This window comes from Variovorax sp. N23 (assembly GCF_025486315.1).
In the GTDB taxonomy this organism is placed as follows: Bacteria; Pseudomonadota; Gammaproteobacteria; order Burkholderiales; family Burkholderiaceae_C; genus Variovorax.
This window is the reverse complement of the sequence record NZ_JAOOPY010000022.1, coordinates 56,923-77,002: the sequence shown is the minus strand read 5'-3', so window position 1 is coordinate 77,002 and position 20,080 is coordinate 56,923. Positions and strand designations below refer to the sequence as shown.

Here is a 20,080-nt window from a genome sequence, read left to right as displayed (position 1 = left end):
CATGCAGGCCTACCTGGACTGGGAATTCGGCCTGGTCGCGCAACTGGCGCGCGACGGTACGCACCACTTCCAGGTGATCTGAGAAGCTGTGAACGACTCAGCCGCGGCCGGGCAGCATGCGCCGCAGCGTGTTGTCGCGCTGCACGTAGTGGTGGTAGAGCGCCGCCACCGCATGCAGGCCGATCAGGACATAGCCCACGCTGGCGAGCGCCTCGTGCACCTCCTGGATCTGATCGGCCAGGTCGGCATCGGGTGCGATCAGCGGCGGCACCGGGAAGCCGAAAAATACGATGGGCTTGCCTTCGGCGCTCAGCACCGCCCAGCCGAGGATCGGCATCGCCACCAGAAACGCGTACAGCGCCAAATGCATGAGGTGGCTGAGCCCCGACTGCCAACGCGGTGCCGCAGGCACGATGGCCGGCGCGCGCCCCGCCCCGATGCGCGAGACGATGCGCACCGCCACCAGCGCAAGCACCGTCAGGCCGAGCATGAAGTGAAGGGGCTTGAGGCTGTCGCGCAGCGCGCTGCCCTTGGGGGCCCACCCGCGAAGCTCCATCGTGGCGTACACCGCCACCAGCAACAACAGCATCAGCCAGTGCAGGCCGATGACCAGGGTGCCGTAGCGGCTCGTCGTATTTTTCCAGGGCATGAACGGATTCCGTGAGAACGGACCGCAGGGGTGCGGTCAACCCGCAGGTTGTAGCCCGCCTGGCTTAACACCTCGTTAAGCCAGCGTCAGCAGACGTCATCGGTGCACGCCGCGGTCCCGAGGCCGGACGGCCAGCGCCCGGACCGGTGACCACGCAGGGCGCAGATCAGCTCGGCTCGCTGCTCTTGAACAGCGCGGCCACCTTGCGCTTGCTCTTGATGTTCGCCGAAATGCCACGCGCCGGCCCGGCCTTGGCGGCGGCCTCCCACTCCGGCGTGACTTCGCGCTCCGGCGCTTCGTAGGGCTTCTCGAAGAAGGGGTCGCGCGGCGCCTGCACACGGTGCGGGCGTCCGCCGCCGCGCGGTGCGCGCGCCTCGGCGCGTTCGCGGGGTGCTCCCAGCGTGTCGAGCACATCGCGCTCGTCGCCGGCCTCGCCCTCTTTGCCCTCTTCGCGCCAATGGCGGCGACCGTCGTTGATGCGGCCGCGCGGGCGGTCTTCCTCGAACTCCATCGGCTCGAGCTCGATCTTGGTCTTGATCAGCTTCTCGATGTCGGCGACCAGGCGTGCGTCGTTGCCGCCGCTCGCAAAGCTCACCGCCAGCCCCGACGCGCCGGCACGGCCGGTACGGCCGATGCGGTGCACGTAGTCCTCGGCATTGAACGGGATGTCGAAGTTGAACACCGCCGGCACGTCCTTGATGTCCAGGCCGCGGGCCGCGACGTCGGTGCACACGAGCAAGTCGACTTCGCCCTTCTTGAAAGCGTCGAGCGCCTTCAGGCGCTCGTCCTGACTCTTGTCGCCGTGCAGCGCGGTGGTGCGCAGCCCTTCGCGCTCGAGCGAGCGGGCCAGCCGGGCGCAGCCCAGCTTGCTGTTGACGAAGACGAAGGCCTGCGTGATGCCGCGCTGCTGAATGATCTGCTTGAGCGCGCGGCGCTTGTCGTCGTCGCTCACGCTGAAGAAGCGCTGCTCGACGGTCGATGCGGTCTCGTTCGGGCGCGCCACCTCGATGGTGACCGGGTCCTGCAGGTAGCTGGCCGACAGGCGCTTGATTTCCGGCGAGAACGTGGCCGAGAACAGCAGCGTGGTGCGCTGCTTGGGCAGGTGGCTCAGGATGCGCTGCAGGTCGGGCAGGAAGCCGATGTCCAGCATGCGGTCGGCCTCGTCGAGCACCACGTACTCGACCTGGTTGAGCACCGCGTTCTTCGCCTCGATGTGGTCCAGCAGGCGGCCCGGCGTGGCGACCAGCACCTCGACGCCCTTCTTCAATTCGAGCGTCTGCGGCTTCATGTCCATGCCGCCGAACACCACTGCGCAGCGCAGGTTGGTGTACTTGGCATACAGCTTGACCTGCTGGGCCACCTGGTCGGCCAGCTCGCGCGTGGGCAGCAGCACCAGCGCACGCACCGGGTGGCGGGCGGGCGAGGTCGAGCTGTTCTCGTGCTTGAGCATCCGCTGCAGCAGGGGCAGCGAGAAGGCGGCCGTCTTGCCGGTACCGGTTTGCGCGGCGCCCATCACGTCCTGCCCGGACAACACGACCGGAATGGCCTGTTCCTGGATCGGCGTCATGGTCTCGTAGCCCATTTCGGCCACGGCGCGCGCCAGCGGTTCTGCCAGCGAAAGATTGGAGAAGGAGCTTGTCATGAAGCCCGCTATTGTCGCACTGCGGCAAAAAACGGCAATGACAGTGCGGTGACCCGCCGATTCGCTATCGAATCAGGAGCAGCCGAAGACCAGGACCGCGTGGGCCTACAACTGCTTGGCGGCGAAGGTGTCGCAGGACTGCATGGTGCCGGTCTTGTAGCCAGTGCCGAACCAGCGCTGGCGCTGCGCGCTGGTGCCGTGGGTGAAGCTGTCGGGCACCACGGCGCGGCCGGCCGAGCGCTGGAGCGCGTCGTCGCCGATCTTCTGCGCGGCGTTCATGGCCGCCTCGATGTCGCCCGGGTCCAGCCACTGCTTGGACTGCTGCGAGTGGTGCGCCCACACGCCGGCGAAACAGTCGGCCTGCAACTCGACCCGCACGCTGACCGCGTTGTTCTGCGTGGGGCTGAGCCGCCCGCGCATGCCGTCGACCTTGGCCGTGATGCCGAGCTCGTCCTGCACATGGTGGCCGACCTCGTGCGCGATCACGTAGGCCTGGGCGAACTCGCCCGGCGCGCCGAGGTCGCGCTTGAGGGTGTCGAAGAAACCGAGGTCGATGTAGACCTTCTTGTCGCCGGGGCAGTAGAACGGCCCCATGGCCGACTGGCCGGTGCCGCAGGCCGTCGGCGTGGCGTCGCGGAACAGCACGAGACGCGGCGGCTGGTAGGTGCCGCCGTTCTGCTGGAACGCCTGGGTCCAGACGACTTCGGTGTTCTTGAGCACGGTGGAGACGAAGGCTGCCTCGCGATCGTCGGGAGGGGGCTTCTGCGCCGGCCCCTGCTGCACCTGCGGCGCGGACTCGCCGCCGCTGAGCAGGCCGAGCACGGTGAGCGGATTGATGCCGAAGATCCAGCCCGCGATGAGCGCCACCGCCACGGTACCGATGCCGACGCTGCGCCCACCGATGGGGAATCCGCCGCCGCCGCCGCGGCGATCCTCGACGTTGTCCGACTGTTCGTTGCCTTCCCACCGCATGACGCTCTCCTTGACAGCCGCCTGCATGGCGGACTTGGCGCAATCCTACGCGCTCAGCGCGCGGCGGAGAGTCCGACCGCGATCAAACCATGGCGGGGGACATCCACGGGCCGGGCATCGGACGACACCACCGCCGTCGATCCCCTCGTCGGGCCCTGGCTGCGCTCCGCCGCCTCCCGCACCTCGGCCCGCAGCACCTGCGAGCGGGTGACCATCACCATGGCGACCATCTGCGCCAGCATGATCGACAGCAGCGCCGCGGCCAGCAGCCAGCGCAACGGCGTCATCGGGCGCTCGGGGAGCAGGTATTCCTGGGAATTCATCATCGGGTCCTCGACGCCGTACAGGGTGTACGTCCAGTTACCGATGGTGCTGCGCGTCGCAGCGGACGGCCTTTGCCGGAAAGCGCGAGCCGTTGTAGGACCGCAGCCGGGCTGCGAATCGGACACCGCCCGGCGATCGGGCGGCAGGCGATCACGCCTTCGGCAGCGTCACCCCGTGCTGGCCCTGGTACTTGCCGCCACGGTCCTTGTAGCTGACCTCGCAGACCTCGTCGCTCTCGAAGAACAGCACCTGCGCGCAGCCTTCGCCGGCGTAGATCTTGGCCGGCAGCGGCGTGGTGTTGCTGAATTCGAGCGTCACGTAGCCTTCCCATTCGGGCTCGAAGGGCGTGACGTTGACGATGATGCCGCAGCGGGCGTAGGTGCTCTTGCCCAGGCAGATGGTCAGCACGTTGCGCGGGATGCGGAAGTACTCGACCGTGCGTGCCAGCGCGAAGCTGTTGGGCGGGATGATGCAGTAGTCGCCGTGCATGTCGACGAAGCTCTTCTCGTCGAAGTTCTTCGGGTCGACCACCGTGCTGTGGATGTTGGTGAAGACCTTGAATTCTGGCGCGCATCGGATGTCGTAGCCGTAGCTCGACGTGCCGTAGCTGATGATCTTGTGGCCCTCGCGCTCGCGGATCTGGCCGGGCTCGAAGGGCTCGATCATGCCGGTCTGCTCGGCCATGCGCCGAATCCACTTGTCGCTCTTGATGCTCATGTCGGGGTCCTTCCTCGGGGCGCCATTCTAGGCAGGCCGCCCGGCCCGCCGGATCAGCCGGGCAGCGCCTGCGAGATCACCGTGCGTTCGATCAGCCGGTCGTCGCCCAGCACGATCATCGCGAACAGCAGTTCTTCCAGGTTGGCCGCCAGCCCGGTCTTGCGCGCCAGCATCGGTGTGGCCTTGGGGTCGATCACGATGAAGTCGGCCTCGCAGCCCGGCTGCAGGTTGCCGATCACGCCCGCCAGCCCCAGCGCCTCGGCCGCCCCGCCGGTGTGGCGCCACCAGAGCTCGGACGGCGCGATGCTGATGCCCGGCTTGGTCTGCCCTTCGCGGCCGACGTAGTACGCGGCCATCATGGTCGCGAAGGGGCTGAAGCTGGTGCCGCCGCCCACGTCGCTCGCCAGACCATAGCGATAGCCGATGCGGTCGGCACCCTCGAAGTCGAAGAAGCCGCTGCCCAGGAACAGGTTGCTGGTCGGGCTGACGGCCGTGGCCGTCTTCGTCGCACGCATCAGGCGGCGGTCCTCGTCGTCGAAGTGGATGCAGTGCGCGTACACGGCGCGCTCGCGCATCAGGCCGAAGCCGTTGTAGACCTCGAGGTACGAACGCGCATGCGGGAACAGCTCGCGCGCCCATTTCACCTCGTCCTTGTTCTCCGCGACATGCGAATGGATCCAGGTGTCGGGGTACTTCGCCGCCAGCTCGCCGGCGCCGCGCAGCTGCGCGTCGGTGCTGGTCGGCGCAAAGCGCGGGGTGATGGCGTAGCCCAGGCGGTCGACGCCGTGCCACTGCCGGATGAGCGACTCGGTATCGGCCAGGCTCTGCGCGGTCTCGTCGCGCACGCCGTCGGGCGAATGGCGGTCCTGCAGCACCTTGCCGGTGATCATGCGCAGCCCGCGACGCCGGGCCGACGCGAAGAAGGCCTGCACCGACGCGACGTGCGAGGTCGCGAAGGTCAGCGAGGTCGTCACGCCGTTGCGCAGCAGCTCGTCGAAGAAGACCTCGGCGACCGCTTCCGAATGCGCGGCCTCGGCGAAGCGGCCTTCTTCGGGAAAGGTGTAGTTCTCCAGCCAGGGCAGCAGCCCGTCGGCCGGCGCGCCGATGATGTCGGTCTGCGGGAAGTGGATGTGCATGTCCACGAAGCCCGGTGCCAGGATGCGGCCCGGCCAGTGCGTGACGGCCGCACCGGGATGGCGCGGTGCCACGGCGGCGTGGGGGCCTGCATCGACCACGCGCTGGCGGCCGGTGGCATCGGGCGCGACGACCAGCAGGCCGTCCTCGTCGAACAAGGGGCGACCGGCGTCGTCGAAGCGCAGGAGGGAGGCGCGGTAGGCTCTTTTCATCGTGCCCGGAGCCTAGCGCAAGACGTGCCAGCGCGAATCGGCGCCGCCGTATAGCGGCTATCGTGCGACGCGGCCCTGCACGCCGTCGGCCAGCCAGTTCATCTTGAGGATCTGCTCGTCGCTGAGTGCTGTGCCCCTGGCGATCACGACATGGCCTTCGTTGTCGCGCACGTCGGCCGCCACCGCAGCGAAGGGCCGCAGCTTGCCGGTGGCGATGTCCTGCTGCCGCGCCAGCACCTCGTCCTGCACCGCCTTGGGCACCTTCGGGCCGAAGTCGCCGACGCGGATCATTCCTTCCTTCACGCCGCCCCACACATTGCCGGGCTTCCAGCTGCCACCCTGCACCGCGCGGGCGCGCTGCGTGTAGTAGCCGCCCCACTGGTGCGTCACCGCGACGATCTGCGCGTCGGGCGCGACCTTGCGCATGTCCGAGTGGTAGGCCACGGCCATCTTGCCGCGTGCCTGCGCCGCCGCCATGACGGCGGTCGAGCCGGTGTGGAAGGCGATCACGTCGACGTCCTGGTTGAACAGCGTCATGGCCGCGTCGCGTTCCTTCGGCGGGTCGAACCAGGCGTCGAGCCACACGACCTTCACCTGCGCCTTCGGGTCGACCGAACGCATGCCCAGCGTGAAGGCGTTGATGCCCTGCAGCACCTCGGGGATCGGGAAGCCCGCGACATAGCCCGCGACGTGCGTCTTCGTCATGCGGCCCGCGGCCACGCCGGCCAGGTAGCGGCCCTCGTAGTAGCGCGCGTTCGCGGCCGCGACGTTGGGCGCGGTCTTGTAGCCGGTGACCGATTCGAACTTCACGTCGGGGAAGTCCTTCGCCACCTTCAGCGTCGGCTCCATGTAGCCGAAGCTGGGCGTGAAGATGAGCTTGTTGCCCTGCTGGGCGAGGTCGCGGATCACGCGCTCGGCATCGGCGCCCTCGGGCACGTTCTCGACGAAGGTGGTCTTCACCTTGGGCCCCAGCGCGGCCTCGACGGCCTTTCGGCCCTCGTCGTGCTGGTGCACCCAGCCGGCGTCGGCCAGCGGCGCGACGTAGACGAAGCCGATCTTCAGCGGCGGCGGCGCGGCCGGTGCAAGTTGTGAAAAAGCGGGAGACGAAAAGCAACAGGCAGCCGCGAGCGCGGCCACGAGGTTTTTGTACATGGTGTTCCTCTACATGGCCCCGGTAAAGAAAACGCGCTGCAGCCGGGACGCCTGCAACGCGGGGCGCATTTTAAGGGCTCGCGCCGCCCTCGCGTTCTTCGGCCCGTCCACCCTTGGCCCGCCGCAGGTTCTCCTTGAACCGCTCCGGCACGCGCTCGTCGAAGCCCAGCGCCACGCGGCGCACCTCGGGCGTGTCGGTGGGTGCATGGCCCACGCCCAGCGCACTGGCGCGTGGCACATCGACCGCCACCACCGTGCCCTCGACCCGACCGATGCCGGTGATCTCGCAGGCCACCACGTCGCCCGCGTCGACCGAGCGCGAATGGCAGGGCGTGCCCATCAGGATGACGTCGCCGGGCACCAGCGTGATGTGGCGCGCGATGTCGGCAATGACGTAGTGCGGCCCCCAGATGGTCTCGTCGCCGATGTGCGCCTCCTGCACCACCAGCCCGTTGACGGTGGTGCGCAAGGTCTGCGCGAACAGGTCGACGCCGCGCACGATGCCGGGCCCGATGGGCAGCAACGTGTCGGCGCCCTTCACGCGGAGCATCGAGCCCTGGTCGGTGTCGCGAAAGTCCTGCAGGCCCATGTCGAGCGCAGGGCAGAAGCCCTCGATGCAATCCCAGGCCTCGTCGGGCGTCACGTTGCGACACGTTTTTCCGATGACGACCGCGTACTCGCCTTCGTAGTTGAGGTACTTGCAATCGGTGGGTTTCAGGATCTGCCCGCCGTGGCCGTTGAGCGCGGTCGGCGGCTTGGTGAAGTAGGTCGGCGTCTCGGTGGGCTTCGGCTTGTTGCGCGTCTCGAAGCTGCGCGAGCTGTACGCGATGTGCACCGCGATGATCTTGCTGGGCGACACCGGCGGCAGGTAGGCCTGCCCTTGCGCATCGATCAGCCGGCCGTCGTCGAGCCGCAGTTGGCCGGCATCGTCGCCCTCTTCCACCACTGTGCCCCAGAAGGCGCTGCCGCCCACCAGCACGCGGCGGCGTTCCACGCGCGGGCCGCGCATGACGGCCGGCAGTTCATTGAACGGAAACTCGAAGTTCATGGCGTCCCCTGGAACCAGATGTGGATGTTGCCGGTGCCCCGGGCGTTCTCGTAGGCCGACAGCGTCTCGCCTTCGGTACGGCATTTCGCACCGCCCATCGCGCCGAGCATCTGCAGGTAGTGCGCACCGAAGGCCTCCCAGGGCAGACGCCGGTACTCGGCGTCCCAACGCTCGAGGATCTGGTCGTGCCGACCCTGGCGCAGCAGTTCGATGGCGCCCTTGTCGCTCGCGATGTTCTCGGGCCGCGACACATTGCTCTCGTGAAAGATGCGCGGATGGTTCGGCTTCCAGTCGATGCCGTTGAATCGGTGGCTCAGCGCGCCGGAAGCGATCAGCAGCACGCGCAGGTCGCTGCGCGCGATGGCCTCGCCGATCGCCTCGCCCGATGCCAGGAAGTGCGGCCGCTCGCAGTTCTGGCAGGAACTGACCGTGACCACCGGCATCGCCGGCTCCTCGAAGCGCAGATGCTTCACCAGGTTGATCGTCGGGTACTGCCGGCCGAGATCGGGGTGCGCGATGGCGCGGTTGTAGCCGCCGCGCTCGCGCGACACCGCTTCGATGGCCTGTGCCAACTGCGGATGCCCGCGGTAGTCGTAAGGCACGCCGTGCAGGTACCACGGCATCTCGTCCGAGGTGTACATGCCGCTGTAGTGCCGCCCCGCATCGACCAGGTGGTAGCCGGTGGTGAACCAGTGCGAGTCGAAGAGCACGACGACGTCCGGCCTGGCCTCGGCGATCTTCGCGCGCAGCCGGGTGTAGCCGGCGATCAGGTCCGAGTCCTCGCCCGCGCCCTGGAGGCGGCGGAACTCCTCGCACTGCATGAGGCCGGGGTGGTGCGACACCAGTGCGGCGCCAACGATCTGTCCCATGTCCTTGTCTCCTTGTTCGTCGGTTCAACGGTGGCTGAAGCTGGCCTTGAACGGCTTCTTGGGCACCACGACGTCCTTGACGTCGCAGAAGAACTCGAAGCTCCAGTCGCCGCCCTCGCGCCCGATGCCGCTGCGCTTGATGCCGCCGAAGGGCGCGGCCAGGTCGCGGATGCCGAAGCTGTTGACCCAGATGAAGCCAGTGCGCACGCGCTGTGCCACGGCGGTGGCGTGCGCCGCCTCGCCGTAGCAAACGCCACCCAGGCCATAGTCGGTGCCGTTGGCCAGCGCGACGGCCTCGTCGTCATCGGCGAAGGTCTGCAGCGTGAGCACCGGGCCGAACACCTCGTTCTGCACGATCTCGTCGCTCTGCTTCAGGCCGGTGAGCATGGTCGGCTGGTAGTACTGCGCGCCGAAGCCGTGCTTCGCACCGCCCCACAGCAGCTTCGCTCCACCAGCCACCGCGCGGTCGACGAAGCCGGCCACGCGCTCGATCTGGCGCGGATGGATGATCGGCCCGACCTCGGTCGCGGCGTCGCGCGGGTCGCCGACGGTCAGCTTCTCGACGTAGCCACGCATCACCGCGACGAAGGCATCCGCCACCTTCGCATGCACCAGGAAGCGCGTGCCCGCGAGGCAGACCTGGCCGGCGTTGCGGTACATCAGCGCGCCGGTCGCGGCGGCGGCATCCAGGTCGGCGTCTGCCAGCACGATGAACGGGCTCTTGCCGCCGAGTTCCAGGCTGCAGGGCACGAGGTTCGCGCCCGCGGCCTGCGCGATGGCCTTGGCCGTCGGCACCGAGCCGGTGAAGGACACGCGGGCGATGCGCGGGTCGGCCACCAGCGCCCCACCCGTGCGCGCGCCGGTGCCCTGCACCACGTTGAACACGCCCGGCGGCAGGCCGGCCGCATGCGCCGCGTCCGCCAGCAGCGAGCAGGTCAGCGGCGCCCATTCCGGCGGCTTCAGGATGCAGGTGTTGCCGGCCGCCAGTGCCGGCCCGAGCTTCCAGGTCGACAGCATCAGCGGCGCGTTCCACGGCGTGATGATCACGACCACGCCGGCCGGGTCGTGCCGCACGATGTGGTGCGCCTGCTCGGTGTCGATGGGACGGTCCTGCAGCGTCAGCGCGTGCTGCGCGAACCACGAGAGGTTGAGCATCGCGCGCGGCACCACGCCATGGCGCATGCGCGAGAGCAGCACGCCGGCGTCGTTGCTCTCCAGCGCGCAGAAGTCGTCGGCGCGCTTGCCGATCTCTTCGGCGAAGCGGTCGAGCAGCGGCTTCCGGTCGGCCGCGGTCATTGCGCTCCAGGCCGGGAAGGCTTTCTGCGCGGCGACGATGGCGGCTTCGACATGCGCGGCCGTGCCTTCCGCGATGCGGCCGAGCAGGCGCTGGTCGATCGGGCTGTGCAGCTCGAAGTGCTGGTCCGACGGCACGCGGCGGCCGTCGATGTAATGGTCGGGAGACACGGCGATGCCGGCCACGTCGAGGGTAGTCATGGGTGCACCTTCAGAGTGATCAGACGAAGCGGACGGAGATGGAACCGAGCGGCCCGTAGTCGGCATGGAAGACATCGCCCGACGCGCACGGCACCGGCCGCGTGAACGAGCCGCCGAGCACGATCTCGCCGACCTCCAGCCCCTGGTCGAAAGCCGCGAGCTTGTTCGCCAGCCAGGCCACGCCGTTGCCCGGGTGGTTGAGCACCGCGGCGCCCAGCCCCGATTCCTCGATCACGCCGTTCTTGAACAGCAGTGCGCCGGCCCAGCGCCAGTCGACCGCATCGGGCTTCATCGGCCGGCCGCCCAGCACGATGGCGGCGTTGGCCGCGTTGTCGGCGATGGTGTCGAGCACCTTGCGCGGCGCCTTCGTCTCGCGGTCGAACTGCGCGATGCGCGCGTCGATCAGCTCCAGCGCGGGCACCACGTAGTCGGTGGCGTTCAGCACGTCGAACAGCGTCACGTTCGGGCCCTTGAGTGGCCTGGCGAGGATGAAGGCGAACTCGGTCTCGAAGCGCGGCACGATGAAGCGCGCGGCCTCCACCTCGGCGCCGTCGCGCAGCAGCATGTCGTCGAGCAGCGTGCCGTAGTCGGGCTCGGTGATCTGCGACGCGAGCTGCATGGCGCGCGAGGTCAGGCCGATCTTGTGACCGATGACGCGGCGGCCTTCGGCCATGCAGAGCGTCATCCATTCGGCCTGGATGGCGTAGCTGTCCTCGATGGTCATCGTCGGATGACGCAGCGAGAAGTGGCCGAGCTGCACGCGGGTGCGTTGCGCTTCGTGCAGTTCGCGCGCCAGCGCGGCGTGGGTCGATGCGTCGAGCATGGGGTGTCTCCTTCTTGTCGTGTGCCCGCTCACCGGGCCGGGCGCCAGTGTCGAGCGCAGCCGGTGCAGCAACAAGCAATGCTTTTGGAGCCATTGCCAAGCAGAGATTGATAATCGCGCCATGTCCCTGTCCCGCGTCAGCCTGCGCCAGCTCGAAGCCTTCGCCCGCGTGGCCGAGCTGCACAGCTTCAGCGCCGCGGCCGAGCGCCTGGGCCTCACGGCGCAGGCCGTGAGCCAGCTGGTGGCCGAGCTCGAATCGATCCTCGGCTTTCGCGTGTTCGACCGGACGACGCGGCGTGTCGCGCTGTCCGCGGCCGGCCGCGACTTCCTGCCCTCGGCCGAGACGGTGCTGCGCCACCTCGACGCCGCCGAGCGCGCGGCCGACGACGTGCGCCATCGCGCGGCCGGCGTGGTGCGGATCGGCGTGCCGCTCGCGCTGGCGAGCACCGCGCTGCCCGCCGCCATCCGCGACTACGCGGCCGAGCGGCCCAAGGTCGTGATCCGCATCCGCGACCTGCCGGTGGACCAGCTGGTCGACAGCGTGGCCGCCGGCGACGTCGACCTGGCCGTCGGGCCCGACCGCCCGGTCGGGACCGGCGTGCAGAGCCGCCCGCTCTTCGACAGCCCCTGGGTGCTGTGGTGCCCGCCCGGTCACGCGCTGGCCAAGCGCAAGCGCGTGCGCTGGAGCGACCTGCGCGACCAGCCCCTCGTCGCGGCCGGCCACGACCATGAACGCAGCGTCGCGCAGATGCGGCTCACCGTGCCCGAGGGCTCACGCGTCGGGCCGGTCGACGTGGTCGACAACCTGACGACCGCGATGGGGATCGCGGCGCAAGGGCTCGCGGCCACGCTCGCACCGGCCTATGTGCAGGTGCTGGCGCAGCACTTCGGCCTGGTGATGCGGCGCGTGGTCGAGCCGGAGGCCATCCGCTCCGTCTGCCTGTACCAGGCGCAGGGGCGGCACCTGTCACCGGCGGCGGAGGGCTTTGCAGAGCATCTGGCGACATGGCTGCCGCGCTGGCATGCTGAGGTGGCCGCAAGCAAGGCAGCGCGCTGAAGCATTCGGTTGCGTGCCCGCCGCCAGATGCTGGCAACCTGTACGGTGAACTGAAAGGAATCTCTCATGCACCTTGGAACCGCACGCGCGCATTCGGCATGGCTGCTGCTCGCGGCCTGCGCGCTGGCCGGCCATGCCAGCGCTCAGGACAGCAACAACTGCGAAGCCCTCCGCGCACAGATCGAATCGAAGATCGCCGCATCGGGTGTGATCGGCTTCAGCGTCACGGTGGTCGATGCCAACGCGAATCCCAGCGGCCAGGTGGTCGGCAGCTGCGCACTGGGTACGCGCAAGATCGTCTACGTACGGCCGAGCGCGGCCGGCACCGACAACGCATCAACGCCTGCGCCAGCACGCGGGTCCGCCGTGCTCACCGAGTGCAAGGACGGCAGCGCCCCTGTGGGCGGCAACTGCAAGCCCTGAGGGTGCGCCTACGTCAGGCGGCGAATCGCGCGAAGGTCTCGTTCAACCGGCCCATGTAGCGCGCCTTGGCGGCGTCGTCGATGAAGCTGCCCTCGAAACTGTTGGCCGCCAGCTGCCAGGCATGCTGCGCCGTCAGGCCAGTGGCCGCGAAGGTCTGCAGGAAGTTCTCGTTCATGTAGCCGCCGAAGTAGGCCGGGTCGTCGGAATTGACCGTGGCGACCAGGCCGGCATCGAGCAGCGTCTTGAGGTTGTGCGCCTTCAGGTCGGGGAACACGCAGAGCTTGAGGTTCGACAGCGGGCAGACGGTCAGCGGGATGCGGTCTTTCGCGAGCCGCGCCATCAGCGCCGGGTCCTTGGCGCTCTGCACGCCATGGTCGACGCGCTCGACCTTCAGCACGTCGAGCGCGCTCCACACGTAGGCGGGCGGACCCTCTTCCCCGGCATGCGCCACCAGGTGCAGGCCGAGTTCGCGGCAGCGCGCGAACACCTTCGCGAACTTCTCGGGCGGGTGGCCGACCTCGCTCGAATCGAGGCCGACGCCAATGAACTTGTCCCGATACGGCAGCGCCTGCTCGAGCGTCTCGAAGGCCTCTTCTTCGCTCAGGTGACGCAGGAAGCACAGGATGAGCGCCGCGCTCACGCCCAGCCTGGCCTCGGCGTCGACGCAGGCGCGGTGCAGGCCGTCGATGACGACCTTCACATCGACGCCGCGCGCGGTGTGGGTCTGGGGGTCGAAGAACATCTCGGTGCGCACCACGTTGTCGGCCGCGGCGCGCTCCAGGTAGGCCCAGGCCATGTCGTAGAAGTCCTGTTCCTTCAGCAGCACGCTGGCGCCGGCGTAGTAGATGTCGAGGAAGCTCTGCAGGTTGGTGAAGGCGTAGGCCTGGCGCAGGTCTTCCACGCTGGCGTAGGGCAGCGTGACGCCGTTGCGCTGCGCCAGGGCGAAGATCAGCTCGGGTTCAAGCGAGCCTTCGATGTGCATGTGCAACTCGGCCTTGGGCATAGCGCACAGCAGCTCCGGCAGGCGTTCAGGGGAAATCTGGAAATCGTGGGGGGTCATGGTGGCACTGTAAATCCATCTTCCCTGCCGTGCGAGCCGCGGACGTTGCCGCGGCACGTTCATCCGCCATCCATCTTCGACAGCGACAATCGGCCGGATTCAGGCGCAGCCCTTTTCGTCATCGCGCCTGACGAAACAAGGAGAGCGTTCGGATGGTGAAGCGAGTCGATTCCAGTGCAGGCAGCGCAAGCCCATGAACGCCTGGAACCTCGCGCTTTTCGACCTCATCGCCGCCGGTCATCGGCCCGACTCCGTGTTGTTGTGGGTCGCCTCGGTGTTGGCCGAGGGCTCGACCTGGGTGTGTGCCGCGCTGATCGCCGCCGTCGCCTGGAAGCGGCCAGCCGTGCGTGCACGCGTGGCCTTCGTACTGGTGGTCGCGGCGCTCGCCTCGCCGCTGTCGCGCGAACTGGCCGCGGCCATCGATGCGCCACGCCCGTTCATGCTGGGGCTGAGCCCCGAATATCTGGCGCATGGTGCACGCGCCGGCCTGCCGAGCACCCATGCCACCGTCATGTTCACCGTGGCCTTCATGCTCATCGCCGACCCGCGTCTGCGCGCCGTCGGCCTGGCCGTGCTCGCGATCGCCGTCGCGACCGCCTGGGCGCGTGTCTACGTGGGTGTGCATTTCCCCGTCGACGTGGCCGCCGGTGCGCTGCTGGGTGCCTGCGTCGCCGCGATCGCGCAGGCCGCGCTGGCGGGCGTGGCTCGCCTGCGCCGGCGCCCCGAGTCCTGAAGGCGCGCTCTACGGCAGTGCGGCTCGCCGGCCGCTAGCAACCACTGTGGCGCAGCGCCGTGTTGCGCCAGGCGATCGGGCTCAACGCCGCGAGCGCGGTGCGGGTCGATCCCCTGGGCCGGCAGACATAGCGGGCCGTTCGGCGCGCGCGCCGACCACCTCGTCGAGCAGGCGGGGCACCAGCGGGTTGAGCGACGCCACGGGCCAGAGGCCATAGGCCTCCGACAGCGTGCGCGTGCCCTCCAGCGGACGGAACACCGCACCGGGCAGCGCACAGTGCCGCATCGCGTCGGGAACGAGCGCCACGCCCATGCCCTGCGACACCAGCGACACCACGGCCAGCCAATGCCGCACCTCCTGCCGCACCTCGGGCCAGAAGCCGGCGTCGCCGCAGATCGACAGGATGCGCGCGTGGTAGTCGGGTGACGCGCTGCGCGAGAACAGCACGAAGGACTCGTCGCGCAGGTCGGCCACCGCGACCTGGCGCCTCCTGGCCAGGCGATGGCCAGCGGGCAGGCAGGCGACGAAAGCCTCGGAGACCAGCAGGCGGCACTGCAGCTCCGAAGGCACGCGGCGCGTGTGGGCGAAGCCGACGTCCAGGCGGTCGTGCAGCAGCTCGGCCATCTGCTCGCCGGAATTGAGCTCGGTCAGCGTCACGCGCACCGCCGGGTGCGCCGCCTGGAAGCGCTTGAGCGCCTGCGGCAGCCCGCGGTAGAGCATGGCGCCGACGAAGCCGATGCGCAGCCGCCCCGCCAACCCCTGCGCCACATGCCGCGCCTCCATCGCAGCCTCTTGCGCATCGCGCAGCAGCGTGTGGGCCGACGCCTGCAGGGTCTGCCCGGCCGCCGTCAGGCGCACCGCCTTGCTGTTGCGCTCGAAGAGCTGCGCGCCGACCGAGGCCTCGAGCTGGCGGATGGCCACGCTCAGCGGCGGCTGCGAGATGGCCAGGCGCCGCGCGGCGCGACCGAAGTGCAGTTCCTCGGCCAGCACGACGAAATAGCGCAGATGGCGAAGTTCCATGCAAGGACCTTTCAACGATAGGCAGATCAGATCGACAAAGACCTATTCGATATTAGACAGGAATCGATCTGCAACGAAGAATGGGCGGACAAGGAGACAAGATGACCCGCCACATCGCCGACGGCGCTGCCGTCCATCCCGTGCCCGACCGCCACGGCCGCAGCCTCTACGCGCACGACTCCGAGCTGCACAGGCTGCTGGCGCTCTACCTGCCGGCCGATCTGCTGTCGCACATGCGCCCGCACTTCGAACGGCTCGGCGCGCTGGCCGGTGGCCGGCTCGACGAGCTGGCGCACACCGCCGACCAGAATCCGCCCACGCTCACGCTGCGCACCCGCACCGGCATCGACGATGCGCAGGTGCACAAGCACCCGGCGTACGTCGAGATGGAACGGCTCGCGCTCAGCGAGTTCGGCCTGGCCGCGATGTCGCACCGCGACGAGACGCTGGGCTGGAAGGGCCGCATGCCGCCGCTGGTCAAGTACGTGCTGACCTACCTCTTCGTGCAGGCCGAGTTCGGCCTGTGCTGCCCCGTGTCGATGACCGATTCGCTGGCCCGCACGCTCAAGAAGTTCGGCAGCCCCGAGCTGGTCGAGCGCTTCATGCCGCGCTTCCGGTCGCTCGACATCGACACGCTCGCCCAGGGCGCGATGTTCATGACCGAGCAGGCGGCCGGTTCCGACATCGCCGCCACCGAAACCCGCGCCTGGCAGGACGAAGAAGGCCGCTGGCGGCTCGGCGGCGACAAGTGGTTCTGCTCCAACCCCGACGCCGATTTCGCGATGGTGCTGGCCCGCGTCGACGGCGGCGCGCCGGGGCTCAAGGGTGTGTCGCTCTTCCTGCTGCCGCGCCGGCTCGACGACGGCAGTGCCAACCACTACCGCATCCTGCGCCTGAAGGACAAGCTGGGCACGCGTTCGATGGCCAGCGGCGAGATCCGCCTCGAAGGCGCCCTCGCCTACCTGGTCGGCGAGCAGGGCCGCGGCTTCGTGCAGATGGCCGACATGGTGAACAACTCGCGGCTGTCGAACGGCGTGCGCGCCGCCGGCCTGATGCGCCGCGCCGTCGCCGAGGCCGAGTACATCGCGCACGAGCGCCACGCCTTCGGCAAACGGCTGGAAGACATGCCGCTGATGCAGCGCCAGCTGCAGAAGCTGCGCCTGCCGGCCGAGCAGGCGCGCAGCATGGTCTTCCAGACCGCGCAGGCGCTGGCCCGCTCCGACGCCGGCGAGGCGGGCGCCTATCCGCTGCTGCGCATCCTCACGCCGCTCATCAAGTTCCGCGCCTGCCGCGACGCCCGCAAGGTGACTGGCGACGCGATGGAAGTGCGCGGCGGCTGCGGCTACATCGAGGAATGGAGCGATCCGCGGCTGCTGCGCGACGCGCACCTGGGCTCGATCTGGGAGGGCACCAGCAACATCGTCGCGCTCGACGTGATCCGCGCGGTGAAGCGCGAGGGTTCGCTGCCGGTGCTGCAGGCGCATTTCGAGGCACTGATCGACGACGCCCCGCTGGCCCCCGCCTTCGCCGCCGCGCTGCGCGATGCGCTCGCACGGGCCGCCGCGCTGGCCCAGCGTGCGGCCGACGACGGCGGCGACCGCCTCGCGCGGCAGGCCGCGTCGGCGCTGTACCACGTGGCGAGCGCCATCGCGATGGCCTGGGAAGGCGCGCGGGGCGGCTCGGCCCAACGCATCGTGTGGGCGCAACAGGTGCTGCTGCACCGCGTGCTGCCGCGCGACCCGCTGGCCGCCTCGGAGGTGCCACGCGACTGGACGGCCGACACGCCGGCCGCCGTCGCGGCCTGAACCCTTTCAACCACAACAACGGAGACACAACCATGCGACTTCTCGCCACCCTGGTGCTTGCCGCCACCGCCCTGCCCCTGATGCCGCTCGCGCACGCGGACACCTTTCCCGACAAGCCCGTCACGCTCGTGATCCCCTTCCCGCCAGGCGGGCCGACCGATGCGATGGCGCGCACGCTCGCCGCGGAAATGAAGGACCGCCTCGGCCAGCCGATGATCGTGGAGAACCGCGCCGGTGCCGGCGGCAACATCGGCGCCGAGTACGTGGCGCGCGCGGCGCCCGATGGCCAGACGCTGCTGTTCGGCACCTCGGGCCCGCTCGCCATCAATGCCAGCCTCTACCGCAAGATCAACTACGACCCGGCCAAAAGCTTCGCGCCGGTGATCCAGGTCGGCCACCTCCCGAACATCCTGGTGGTCAACCCCGCGGTGCCGGTGAAGAACGTGAAGGAACTGATCGCCTACGCCAAGGCCAACCCGGGCAAGCTCAGCTATGCGTCCTCGGGCAACGGCGCGTCGTCGCACCTCGCGGGCGTTCTGTTCAACGCATCGGCCGGCATCGACCTGCAGCACATTCCCTACAAGGGCACGGGGCCGGCGTTGAACGACCTGCTCGGCGGCCAGGTCAGCATGAGCTTCACCGACGTGCTCACCGCGCTGCCCTACGTCAAGACCGGCAAGCTGCGCGCGCTGGGCGTGACCACGACCGAGCGCTCGCAGGCGCTGCCGGACGTGCCGACCGTCGCCGAGCAAGGGGTGCCCGGCTACGACGTGAGCGTCTTCTTCGGCATCGTGGCGCCGGCCGGCACGCCGCCGGATCGCATCGCCAAGCTCAACCAGGCCTTCGTCGACGTGCTCGACACGCCGAAGGTCAAGCAGCTCTTCGCCTCGCAGGGCCTGGAACCTGCGCCGTCTTCCACGCCGCAGCAGCTGGGCAAGTTCATCCAGGCGCAGATGGCCAAGTGGGCCGGCGTGGTGAAGCAGGCCGGCGCGCAGCTCGACTGACCCGCCATGAACGCATCGCCTTCATCGTCCCCCGGCGCCCTGGCCGGCATCCGCGTGCTGGACATCTCGCGCATCCTCGGCGGGCCGTACTGCGGCCAGATCCTGGGCGATCACGGCGCCGACGTGCTCAAGGTCGAGCCGCCGCAGGGCGACGACACGCGCACCTGGGGGCCGCCTTTCAAGGACGGTGTGGCCTCCTACTACCACGGGCTCAACCGCAACAAGCGGACGATGCACCTGGACCTCGGCAGCGCCGAAGGCCGCGAGGCGCTGCTCGCACTGGTGGCCGAGGCCGATGTGCTGATCGAGAACTTCAAGACCGGCACGATGGAGCGCTGGGGCATCGGCTACGAAACGCTGTCGCAGCGCTTCCCGCGGCTGGTGTGGTGCCGCGTGTCGGGCTTCGGCGCCGACGGCCCGCTGGGCGCCCTGCCCGGCTACGACGCGGCGGTGCAGGCGATGACCGGCATCATGAGCGTGAACGGCGAAGCGGACGGCGGGCCGCTGCGCGTCGGCTTGCCGGTGGTCGACATGGTGACCGGCCTGAACGCCGTCATCGGCGTGCTGCTGGCATTGCAGGAGCGCCAGCGCAGCGGGCGCGGGCAGTTCGTCGAAGCCGCGCTGTACGACAGCGGGCTGTCGCTGCTGCATCCCCACGCCGCCAACTGGTTCGTCGACGGCAAGGCGCCGCGACGCACCGGCAATGCGCACCCGAACATCTACCCCTATGACGCGCTGGCCACCGGCACCGAGCCGGTGTTCGTCGCCGTGGGCAACGACGGCCAGTTCGCGGCCTTCTGCCGCTGCATCGGCGTGCCGGAACTGACCGAGGACGTGCGCTACGCGACGGCCGGCCAGCGTTCGGTGAACCGCGACACGCTCAAGACGGCACTCGAAGCCGCCATGAAGGAATTCGACGGCAACCGGCTCGTCGACACGCTCATGGCCGCCGGGGTGCCCGCCGCGCCGGTGCTGTCGGTGGATGCGGCCCTGGCCCATCCGCACACGGCGCACCGCGGCATGGTGGTCGAGCTGCCCGGCGGCTACCGCGGCATCGGCGCCCCGGTGAAGCTCGGCCGGACGCCGGCGAGCTACCGGCATGCGCCCCTGACGCCGGGCGAGCGCTTCGAGGCGCGCTGACGCGCACGGCGTGCCGAGCCGGTGCTCGGCCCCCTGCTCAAGACGGTGATTCGCCGGGCGCCACCGAAGCCCCCTGGATGCCATGCCGCGCGAGTGCATCCGCGACGAAGCCCGTGGCCTTCATGTCCTCCACGAAGGCGCGAAGCACGGCCGCCGCCTCGCTGCCCCGTGACTTCGGCAGCCCCATCGCCTGCTGGATCACCATGAAGCGGCCCGGCAGGAGCCGCAGGCCGGCGTGCTGGCGCACATCGGCCTCGAGTTGCTGCCTGACGCCGGCGGCCACGTCGAGCGCCTGCTCGAGAAAGGTCCGCACCACGGTGGGCGAACTCGGCGCACGCACGATCTGCGCGTGTTTCAGTTCACGCGTGAGGTACAGGTCGTAGGCGCTCCCCTTGCCGACCGCGATGCGGTGGCCGGCGCGGTCGACCTCGTCGTTGGCCGTCAGGGGCGACTCGTCGCGCACCAGGTAGCTGCCTTCGATGAGCACGTAGGCCTGCGTGAAGGCGATCTGCGCGCCGCGGACCGGGTCGATCGCGAAGAAGCCGATGTCCGCTTTTTCATCGGCGACCGCCTCGACCGACTTGCCGGCCGTGTCGAACACGACCAGCTCGAGGCCGACCCCCATCCGCTCGGCGAAGCCGCGGGCCAGGTCGACCGAGACACCGACCGGCTCGCCCGTCGTCTTGTCCGTGTTCGCCAGAATGGGGTTGCCCAGGTTGATGGAGGCGCGCAGCACACCGTGCGGTGCCAACGCCTGGAGGACGGCAGGGTCGAGGGTCATGGCGGTTCCTGGTCAGGGGGT

General features: G+C 69.3%; 20 protein-coding genes and 1 pseudogene. 7 read left to right on the top strand and 14 right to left on the bottom strand.

From position 1 onward, the window contains the following. Positions 1-82: pseudogene (locus N8A90_RS25530) on the top strand (sulfurtransferase); the annotation flags it as partial. Positions 83-97: 15 nt separating this feature from the next. On the opposite strand, the gene N8A90_RS24060 reads toward N8A90_RS25530, so the two are convergent. The 11 genes from N8A90_RS24060 to hpaH all read right to left on the bottom strand — a co-directional run bounded on the left by N8A90_RS24060 (position 98) and on the right by hpaH (position 11,036). Next, the gene (locus N8A90_RS24060) at positions 98-649 is read right to left on the bottom strand and encodes a cytochrome b (protein WP_262077782.1); all 552 of its coding nucleotides are present in this window, start codon (positions 647-649) and stop codon (positions 98-100) included. A 166-nt stretch (positions 650-815) separates the two neighbouring features. Beyond that, a complete protein-coding gene (locus N8A90_RS24055; protein WP_262077780.1) occupies positions 816-2,291 on the bottom strand; it encodes a DEAD/DEAH box helicase in 1,476 nt (491 codons plus the stop codon). A 105-nt stretch (positions 2,292-2,396) separates the two neighbouring features. Then, positions 2,397-3,263, bottom strand: coding sequence for a neutral zinc metallopeptidase (locus N8A90_RS24050; RefSeq protein WP_262077779.1), 867 nt, complete (start codon positions 3,261-3,263; stop codon positions 2,397-2,399). 53 nt (positions 3,264-3,316) lie between these two features. Next, the gene (locus N8A90_RS24045; protein ID WP_262077778.1) at positions 3,317-3,589 is read right to left on the bottom strand and encodes a hypothetical protein; all 273 of its coding nucleotides are present in this window, start codon (positions 3,587-3,589) and stop codon (positions 3,317-3,319) included. Positions 3,590-3,737: 148 nt separating this feature from the next. Next, positions 3,738-4,304, bottom strand: coding sequence for a dCTP deaminase (gene dcd / locus N8A90_RS24040; RefSeq protein ID WP_262077777.1), 567 nt, complete (start codon positions 4,302-4,304; stop codon positions 3,738-3,740). 53 nt (positions 4,305-4,357) lie between these two features. After that, entirely contained in the window at positions 4,358-5,650 is a 1,293-nt protein-coding gene (gene guaD, locus N8A90_RS24035; protein WP_262077776.1) for a guanine deaminase, read from the bottom strand. A gap of 57 nt (positions 5,651-5,707) precedes the next feature. Further along, positions 5,708-6,802: a BMP family ABC transporter substrate-binding protein gene (locus N8A90_RS24030; RefSeq protein WP_262077775.1), complete on the bottom strand. Its 1,095-nt coding sequence runs from the start codon at positions 6,800-6,802 to the stop codon at positions 5,708-5,710. A 70-nt stretch (positions 6,803-6,872) separates the two neighbouring features. Further along, positions 6,873-7,850: a fumarylacetoacetate hydrolase family protein gene (locus tag N8A90_RS24025; RefSeq protein WP_262077774.1), complete on the bottom strand. Its 978-nt coding sequence runs from the start codon at positions 7,848-7,850 to the stop codon at positions 6,873-6,875. Continuing rightward, positions 7,847-8,719: an extradiol ring-cleavage dioxygenase gene (locus N8A90_RS24020; protein WP_262077772.1), complete on the bottom strand. Its 873-nt coding sequence runs from the start codon at positions 8,717-8,719 to the stop codon at positions 7,847-7,849. The genes N8A90_RS24025 and N8A90_RS24020 overlap by 4 nt, the downstream gene beginning before the upstream one ends. Before the next feature lie 24 nt (positions 8,720-8,743). Further along, positions 8,744-10,213 carry an aldehyde dehydrogenase family protein gene (locus N8A90_RS24015; RefSeq protein WP_262077771.1) on the bottom strand — a complete coding sequence of 490 codons (1,470 nt, stop codon included), beginning with the start codon at positions 10,211-10,213 and terminating at the stop codon, positions 8,744-8,746. A 19-nt stretch (positions 10,214-10,232) separates the two neighbouring features. Next, the gene (gene hpaH, locus N8A90_RS24010; RefSeq protein ID WP_262077769.1) at positions 10,233-11,036 is read right to left on the bottom strand and encodes a 2-oxo-hept-4-ene-1,7-dioate hydratase; all 804 of its coding nucleotides are present in this window, start codon (positions 11,034-11,036) and stop codon (positions 10,233-10,235) included. A 121-nt stretch (positions 11,037-11,157) separates the two neighbouring features. Between hpaH and N8A90_RS24005 the strand changes: the two genes are divergently transcribed. Both N8A90_RS24005 and N8A90_RS24000 read left to right on the top strand, forming a co-directional pair. Then, entirely contained in the window at positions 11,158-12,093 is a 936-nt protein-coding gene (locus N8A90_RS24005) for a LysR family transcriptional regulator (RefSeq protein ID WP_262077768.1), read from the top strand. A gap of 66 nt (positions 12,094-12,159) precedes the next feature. After that, positions 12,160-12,516: a DUF1161 domain-containing protein gene (locus tag N8A90_RS24000; protein WP_262077767.1), complete on the top strand. Its 357-nt coding sequence runs from the start codon at positions 12,160-12,162 to the stop codon at positions 12,514-12,516. A 13-nt stretch (positions 12,517-12,529) separates the two neighbouring features. Here N8A90_RS24000 and N8A90_RS23995 read toward each other — a convergent pair whose 3' ends face one another. After that, positions 12,530-13,576 (bottom strand): adenosine deaminase, encoded by a 1,047-nt coding sequence (locus tag N8A90_RS23995; protein ID WP_262077766.1) that lies wholly within the window; start codon positions 13,574-13,576, stop codon positions 12,530-12,532. 193 nt (positions 13,577-13,769) lie between these two features. Between N8A90_RS23995 and N8A90_RS23990 the strand changes: the two genes are divergently transcribed. After that, positions 13,770-14,309 carry a phosphatase PAP2 family protein gene (locus N8A90_RS23990; protein ID WP_262077765.1) on the top strand — a complete coding sequence of 180 codons (540 nt, stop codon included), beginning with the start codon at positions 13,770-13,772 and terminating at the stop codon, positions 14,307-14,309. Between the two features lie 81 nt (positions 14,310-14,390). On the opposite strand, the gene N8A90_RS23985 is transcribed toward N8A90_RS23990, so the two are convergent. After that, complete coding sequence (locus tag N8A90_RS23985; protein ID WP_262077764.1) at positions 14,391-15,329, bottom strand: LysR family transcriptional regulator; 939 nt, start codon at positions 15,327-15,329, stop codon at positions 14,391-14,393. A 101-nt stretch (positions 15,330-15,430) separates the two neighbouring features. Between N8A90_RS23985 and N8A90_RS23980 the strand changes: the two genes are divergently transcribed. From N8A90_RS23980 to N8A90_RS23970, 3 genes are read left to right on the top strand one after another with little or no spacing between them, the layout of a single operon-like run. After that, the gene (locus tag N8A90_RS23980; protein WP_262077763.1) at positions 15,431-17,134 is read left to right on the top strand and encodes an acyl-CoA dehydrogenase family protein; all 1,704 of its coding nucleotides are present in this window, start codon (positions 15,431-15,433) and stop codon (positions 17,132-17,134) included. A gap of 32 nt (positions 17,135-17,166) precedes the next feature. After that, the gene (locus N8A90_RS23975) at positions 17,167-18,138 is read left to right on the top strand and encodes a Bug family tripartite tricarboxylate transporter substrate binding protein (protein WP_262077762.1); all 972 of its coding nucleotides are present in this window, start codon (positions 17,167-17,169) and stop codon (positions 18,136-18,138) included. A 6-nt stretch (positions 18,139-18,144) separates the two neighbouring features. After that, the gene (locus tag N8A90_RS23970) at positions 18,145-19,278 is read left to right on the top strand and encodes a CaiB/BaiF CoA transferase family protein (RefSeq protein ID WP_262077761.1); all 1,134 of its coding nucleotides are present in this window, start codon (positions 18,145-18,147) and stop codon (positions 19,276-19,278) included. A gap of 37 nt (positions 19,279-19,315) precedes the next feature. On the opposite strand, the gene N8A90_RS23965 is transcribed toward N8A90_RS23970, so the two are convergent. Further along, positions 19,316-20,059, bottom strand: coding sequence for an ABC transporter substrate-binding protein (locus N8A90_RS23965; protein WP_262077760.1), 744 nt, complete (start codon positions 20,057-20,059; stop codon positions 19,316-19,318). Between the last annotated feature and the right edge of the window lie 21 nt (positions 20,060-20,080).

Excerpts from the sequence above, each read along its gene's own strand:
- N8A90_RS24060 (WP_262077782.1), bottom strand. The coding sequence starts at position 649 with ATGCCCTGGAAAAATACGACGAGCCGCTACGGCACCCTGGTCATCGGC.
- N8A90_RS24055 (WP_262077780.1), bottom strand. The coding sequence starts at position 2,291 with ATGACAAGCTCCTTCTCCAATCTTTCGCTGGCAGAACCGCTGGCGCGC.
- N8A90_RS24050 (WP_262077779.1), bottom strand. The coding sequence starts at position 3,263 with ATGCGGTGGGAAGGCAACGAACAGTCGGACAACGTCGAGGATCGCCGC.
- N8A90_RS24045 (WP_262077778.1), bottom strand. The coding sequence starts at position 3,589 with ATGATGAATTCCCAGGAATACCTGCTCCCCGAGCGCCCGATGACGCCG.
- dcd (WP_262077777.1), bottom strand. The coding sequence starts at position 4,304 with ATGAGCATCAAGAGCGACAAGTGGATTCGGCGCATGGCCGAGCAGACC.
- guaD (WP_262077776.1), bottom strand. The coding sequence starts at position 5,650 with ATGAAAAGAGCCTACCGCGCCTCCCTCCTGCGCTTCGACGACGCCGGT.
- N8A90_RS24030 (WP_262077775.1), bottom strand. The coding sequence starts at position 6,802 with ATGTACAAAAACCTCGTGGCCGCGCTCGCGGCTGCCTGTTGCTTTTCG.
- N8A90_RS24025 (WP_262077774.1), bottom strand. The coding sequence starts at position 7,850 with ATGAACTTCGAGTTTCCGTTCAATGAACTGCCGGCCGTCATGCGCGGC.
- N8A90_RS24020 (WP_262077772.1), bottom strand. The coding sequence starts at position 8,719 with ATGGGACAGATCGTTGGCGCCGCACTGGTGTCGCACCACCCCGGCCTC.
- N8A90_RS24015 (WP_262077771.1), bottom strand. The coding sequence starts at position 10,213 with ATGACTACCCTCGACGTGGCCGGCATCGCCGTGTCTCCCGACCATTAC.
- hpaH (WP_262077769.1), bottom strand. The coding sequence starts at position 11,036 with ATGCTCGACGCATCGACCCACGCCGCGCTGGCGCGCGAACTGCACGAA.
- N8A90_RS24005 (WP_262077768.1), top strand. The coding sequence starts at position 11,158 with ATGTCCCTGTCCCGCGTCAGCCTGCGCCAGCTCGAAGCCTTCGCCCGC.
- N8A90_RS24000 (WP_262077767.1), top strand. The coding sequence starts at position 12,160 with ATGCACCTTGGAACCGCACGCGCGCATTCGGCATGGCTGCTGCTCGCG.
- N8A90_RS23995 (WP_262077766.1), bottom strand. The coding sequence starts at position 13,576 with ATGACCCCCCACGATTTCCAGATTTCCCCTGAACGCCTGCCGGAGCTG.
- N8A90_RS23990 (WP_262077765.1), top strand. The coding sequence starts at position 13,770 with ATGAACGCCTGGAACCTCGCGCTTTTCGACCTCATCGCCGCCGGTCAT.
- N8A90_RS23985 (WP_262077764.1), bottom strand. The coding sequence starts at position 15,329 with ATGGAACTTCGCCATCTGCGCTATTTCGTCGTGCTGGCCGAGGAACTG.
- N8A90_RS23980 (WP_262077763.1), top strand. The coding sequence starts at position 15,431 with ATGACCCGCCACATCGCCGACGGCGCTGCCGTCCATCCCGTGCCCGAC.
- N8A90_RS23975 (WP_262077762.1), top strand. The coding sequence starts at position 17,167 with ATGCGACTTCTCGCCACCCTGGTGCTTGCCGCCACCGCCCTGCCCCTG.
- N8A90_RS23970 (WP_262077761.1), top strand. The coding sequence starts at position 18,145 with ATGAACGCATCGCCTTCATCGTCCCCCGGCGCCCTGGCCGGCATCCGC.
- N8A90_RS23965 (WP_262077760.1), bottom strand. The coding sequence starts at position 20,059 with ATGACCCTCGACCCTGCCGTCCTCCAGGCGTTGGCACCGCACGGTGTG.